This is a genomic window from Sphaerospermopsis reniformis (assembly GCF_005402885.1).
In the GTDB taxonomy this organism is placed as follows: domain Bacteria; phylum Cyanobacteriota; class Cyanobacteriia; order Cyanobacteriales; family Nostocaceae; genus Sphaerospermopsis; species Sphaerospermopsis kisseleviana.
The window spans coordinates 1-4770 of sequence record NZ_BJCE01000325.1; the positions used below are offsets into that span (position 1 = coordinate 1).

Annotated in this window: 6 protein-coding genes; all 6 read left to right on the plus strand. The window is 40.0% G+C overall.

Features of this window, described 5'->3' with window-relative positions; all coding sequences use genetic code 11:
• Positions 1-112 precede the first annotated feature (112 nt).
• The 6 genes from FFR48_RS25525 to FFR48_RS25550 all read left to right on the plus strand — a co-directional run bounded on the left by FFR48_RS25525 (position 113) and on the right by FFR48_RS25550 (position 4405).
• Positions 113-691, plus strand: a complete 579-nt coding sequence (locus FFR48_RS25525; RefSeq protein WP_137669296.1) for a hypothetical protein — start codon at positions 113-115, stop codon at positions 689-691.
• 149 nt (positions 692-840) lie between these two features.
• On the plus strand, positions 841-1041 hold the full coding sequence (locus tag FFR48_RS25530; protein ID WP_096571892.1) for a hypothetical protein: 201 nt from the start codon (positions 841-843) through the stop codon (positions 1039-1041).
• 234 nt (positions 1042-1275) lie between these two features.
• Positions 1276-2508, plus strand: a complete 1233-nt coding sequence (locus FFR48_RS25535) for a GNAT family N-acetyltransferase (protein ID WP_137669297.1) — start codon at positions 1276-1278, stop codon at positions 2506-2508.
• Positions 2509-2512: 4 nt separating this feature from the next.
• Positions 2513-2986, plus strand: coding sequence for a Holliday junction resolvase RuvX (gene ruvX, locus FFR48_RS25540; protein ID WP_096571890.1), 474 nt, complete (start codon positions 2513-2515; stop codon positions 2984-2986).
• A gap of 131 nt (positions 2987-3117) precedes the next feature.
• Positions 3118-3690 carry a DUF3727 domain-containing protein gene (locus FFR48_RS25545; RefSeq protein ID WP_096571889.1) on the plus strand — a complete coding sequence of 191 codons (573 nt, stop codon included), beginning with the start codon at positions 3118-3120 and terminating at the stop codon, positions 3688-3690.
• Between the two features lie 172 nt (positions 3691-3862).
• The gene (locus tag FFR48_RS25550; protein ID WP_137669298.1) at positions 3863-4405 is read left to right on the plus strand and encodes a YqeG family HAD IIIA-type phosphatase; all 543 of its coding nucleotides are present in this window, start codon (positions 3863-3865) and stop codon (positions 4403-4405) included.
• Positions 4406-4770 lie beyond the last annotated feature (365 nt).

The following is a 4770-nucleotide window of genomic DNA, read 5'->3' on the forward strand; positions in this document are numbered from 1 at the left end:
TAGCAGGAATGATTTTTGGTTCTTTCTAAAATAAACCCTTGACTGGTAACTGGTGACTACGGTTGTTTGATGAGTTGGGATATTAATCTACCAACTAGATTTACTCAACTAAATGCAGCAATCTTTATTAGTCAAAATCGCTACAATAGGTTTATTATCTGTGGGTAGTTCCAGTGTAATTGCAGGCAGTTTTCTCTTCACACAAACTGTCAACAATACGGCAACAGCACAGATAATTGCTGATATATCACGCTATTCAGAAATTCGCAATCACAAGTGGTCTGATCTTAACCAAATCAAACATTTCCCCATAAAGATTACTCGTAGTGATCAGTTCATCTCCCTGGCTTACTCTCCAGGCTGGAAGCAAGGAAGTAATTTTTTTCAAATCCGTTTAAAACGACCTCCTGAACAAATTCAAAAATCACTTTCCCACTACAGTAAAATTGCAGGGCATAAATATTGGGGGGGTGATACAAACGACCATATCAAACAAGCTGAAGGTGTACCCACAACATTTTTTTATACTGGTAAATCTGATAATTTAGCCTTTCCCAGTACATATCAAATCTTGGTATTCAAGGCACAAGACCAAGGTAAACCAGGGTTTAAATGGAATCATGGTCATAGCTATGGAGTCGCTATTGATAGTTCAGCCTCAGAAATTATCTATTGGGTAGAGAAATGGTAATTGGTAAACTTCCTTCTGTCCCCAGTCCCCAATACCTAACTATTACAGTTCGTTGCAAATCAATAAGCTAAGTCAAACAAGTATGATATTTTGATCATGTGATCAAGTCATACAACCGCACAACATTGATAAAGGAGAACACAGTGGAAATGGAATCAAATGTATTAACGGGCGCAGTTGTAGAAAACCAAGATATCAGTGAATATGTGGCGCATCTACAGTTGCACATGACACTCCAAGCTCGCAACTTGGTTCCAACACTAAAACACACACAAGAAGATAGTCGCCAGCAGCTACTTCATCAAACTCAAGCTTACTTTGAAAAGCTGGCCTCTAGACAAGGTTTATAAAACCTGAGCATTATAGAGAATTTTCAGAAAAACTTATACAATAGAAGCAGATATGATTGTGTCTACGCCAACGGTGTCATCACAATTTCTGCTTTTTATTCTTTTTTCGGTATTCAGTTAATAAAATCACTCTTTTGGAACAATAACTTAAGAGTGAAAAGCCGTTAAGATTATTATTGCAGCAGTACCTTACCCATCGCAATTAGTAAAGGTTAAATGGCGGCTTGAATCAAAATGAATTCACTACTTCCTCGAAATCTCAGCCTCGTAATTCGTCCTGTTCAATATCGGGATCTAGACGGTATTGAACGTCTAACACAAGATTCCTATACAGACCTCTCTCCCAAGGGCAGCTTTTTTACCATGCAATGGCTGCGTCACTGGTTTGGCTTACTCAAGTTTTTGAGTTGGTTTCCCAACCCTTTACAGTACCGCTTCTGCGGATTTGTCGCAGAGCAAGGACGGATGCTGCTAGGAATGATTCAAGTATCACCATTTAACCGTACCCGCAGCACTTGGCGAATTGACAGGGTAATGTTAGACCGTACTGCTGACAAACTGGGGGTAGGTTCACAACTACTTAGGCATTGCTTTGAATCAATTTTAGAAGCTCGTACCTGGCTGCTAGAAATTAATGTCAATGACGTTGATGCTCTAGCACTATATCGACAAAATGGATTTCAGCGGTTGGCAGAAATGACCTACTGGGAAATTAGCCCAGAGTTACTGCGAGAATTAGCACAAGCAGAACCTGACTTACCTAATCTCTTACCCGTTAGTAATGCTGATGCACCATTACTATATCAACTAGATACAGCATCTATGCCGCCTTTGGTACGTCAGGTTTTTGACCGCCATACCCATGATTTTAAAACCAGTTTATTCGGTGTTCTTGCCGATGCTGTGAAGCAATGGGTGACAAAAACAGAGGTTGTCAGCGGTTATGTGTTTGAACCCCAACGCAAAGCAGCTATTGGCTATTTTCAGGTACAACTTGACCGGAAAGGCGAAAATCCTCATGTAGCGAGTTTGACGGTTCACCCAGCCTATACTTGGTTGTATCCAGAATTATTGTCTCAATTAGCTCGCATTGCTCAAGATTTTCCCCAACAAGGTTTACAACTGGCTTCCTCTGATTATCAGCCAGAACGGGAAGAATATTTAGAAAGAATTGGTGCTAAACGCATTGAACATACCCTAATTATGTCGCGTTCCGTTTGGCATAAAATCCGCGAATCAAAATTCGTTTCTTTGGAAGGCATACAATGGCCAGAAGTGCTGCAAGGACTACAACCAGCACGTAAACCCATACCCGGTGGTATGTCATGGGTTCCTAAACCACAACCTGCCTCAGAGCGAACAGCAGCAAATAAGTCAGAAACTGTTGCTTTTGGTAGTCAACAATTTCATAATATGGATACATATCGCCAATCTGAATCATTAGAGGCACACCAGGAGAACAATTAGAGTGATGCTTGAGCAGCAATCAAAATCTTTTATATCCGCCTTGGGTTTGGATGTTGGTAGCAAACGCATCGGTTTAGCAGGGTGCGATGGTACTGGTTTGATTGCCACAGGTATCACTACGATTGAGCGCCGATCCTTTCAAGATGATGTGGAGCAAATACAACAAATCTTGCATGATCGCCAAGTGCAAGTTCTGGTTGTTGGTCTACCATATTCAATGGATGGATCTTTAGGTTTTCAAGCTCGACACGTCCAGAAATTTGCCAAGAGGTTGGCTAAAGCTGTGCATCTGCCTATTGAATACGTTGATGAGCGATTAACTTCTTTTCAAGCTGAACAAATGCTGATTGCAGAAAATCGCTCGCCATCACGTCATAAGAGCCTGATTGACCGGAAAGCCGCAGCTTTAATTTTGCAACAGTGGCTAGATGCTAGACGCAGTAACTCCAACAGATCGGTAGCATTTGTTGAGGATTAATACCTTTGAACATGATATTCTGAAAACTATTACTCAACTGTATATTCAGCTTTTTGGTTGACATTGACTGTCATAAAACAGTTAAATGAATTTCATAGATTTGAGTATTGATAAGTTTAGATAATGTGACTATGTATTCATCTGAATTTTCTGAAGAAAATGATCGTGCTGACGCTGCTGCTATCACTTTGACCGATGAAAAAGGGCGATCGCTCGAATGTTATATTGAGCATTCCCTCTCGGTAGATAGGCAAGAATATGTTTTACTTCTGCCTGTTGACTCACCCATAGAAATTTTTGCTTGGCAAGGTGATGGTGAGGAAGAAGAAGCCATTTTGGTAGAAGATGACGATTTAATTGATGAGATTTTTAGTACCGCTCAAGCAGTTCTCTCTGAGCAAAATCTGACTATTAAAAATACTGCTTATGCTTTGACTGTAGTGGGTGAATTACCACCAGTAGAAGAATCAGAAATCTTCACCTTAGAAATCGAAGATGAAGGAACAGATTTAGAACCGGAGCAACTACAGCTACTGGCTAGTTTCTATCATCAAGACCAGGAGTATGCAGTTTACACCCCCCTTGATCCCCTGCTATTTTTTGCCCGTATCACCAAGTCAGGTAAGCCAGAATTACTATCTCCTGAAGAATTTCGTAAAGTTCAACCGCTTTTAGAAGAACATCTGTTTGATCAGGTTGAATAATTCATAACTGAAATTTAATGTTTCCATTGCTAGTCTAATCTTGATTGGCAATGGAATTTTATTACAGGAGTTAGGAGTTCAGGAGGCAGAAGAAGCAGGGGGCAGAAGGCAGAAGGGAAATATTTTTCCCCAGTCACCAGTCACCTGTCACCTCATGTATGAATTACGAATTATGAAGACTTGGAACAATATTTTACAACCAGACTTGATTTTAGAAGGTTCAGTTTTGCAACTCACGCCAGATATCATCCAACAATATGGACTCAAAGGGCTGGTTTTGGATGTTGATGATACTCTAGTACCCATTACTGCCAGCGCCGCTTCCCCAGAACTAGAACAATGGGTAGAACAAATGCGTGATTATGCGGCTCTTTGGTTAGTGAGTAATAATCTCAGTGAATCCCGAATTGGTAGTATTGCTCGTTCCCTGAATATTCCTTATTACCTGGGTGCGGCTAAACCCTCACGTCGTAAAATTAGAGCCGCATTACAAGGAATGAATTTACCTGTACATCAAGTAGGTATGGTAGGCGATCGCTTATTTACTGATGTTATAGCAGGTAATCGTTTAGGAATGTTTACTATTTTAGTTGAACCTATTGTTCATGCTGATACTGTGCTTCGTTCTCATCCTATTCGCAACTTTGAAGTTTGGGTATCAGAAATACTTGGCGCTTCTATTTCTCCCAAATACACAAAAATTAACAAAGATTGATAAATCAATAAAAAAGTAAATCTAAAGAAATACTAAAGAAATCCTTAATGTTCCAAAAAATCGGAGATTATAGGTATTAATAACATGGGGTCAAGCAAATAAAGACCCTAGCCGATCAAAAATAACTTTAAACCCGTACAGCGTCAGCCTTCACGATAGAGGGATTGGCGCTGTACAATTTTTTAGGTGTTGATAGGTGATTGGTGATTGGGGACTGGTGACTGGTGATTGGGAAAAATAACTAGGGTTTGCTGAATAAACCTAAAACCTTGATATATCAAAGGTTAGAGGCTGATAAACACAGAAATTAGTGCAAGGGTTTTGAAGGGTATACCGGAAAAAGTGTGCATTTTTTGGGATTTCAA

What these genes read in the sequence shown, in the direction of transcription:
- ruvX (WP_096571890.1), top strand. Translation starts at nt 2,513, where the DNA reads ATGCTTGAGCAGCAATCAAAATCTTTTATATCCGCCTTGGGTTTGGAT.
- FFR48_RS25530 (WP_096571892.1), top strand. Translation starts at nt 841, where the DNA reads ATGGAATCAAATGTATTAACGGGCGCAGTTGTAGAAAACCAAGATATC.
- FFR48_RS25545 (WP_096571889.1), top strand. Translation starts at nt 3,118, where the DNA reads ATGTATTCATCTGAATTTTCTGAAGAAAATGATCGTGCTGACGCTGCT.
- FFR48_RS25550 (WP_137669298.1), top strand. Translation starts at nt 3,863, where the DNA reads ATGAAGACTTGGAACAATATTTTACAACCAGACTTGATTTTAGAAGGT.
- FFR48_RS25535 (WP_137669297.1), top strand. Translation starts at nt 1,276, where the DNA reads ATGAATTCACTACTTCCTCGAAATCTCAGCCTCGTAATTCGTCCTGTT.
- FFR48_RS25525 (WP_137669296.1), top strand. Translation starts at nt 113, where the DNA reads ATGCAGCAATCTTTATTAGTCAAAATCGCTACAATAGGTTTATTATCT.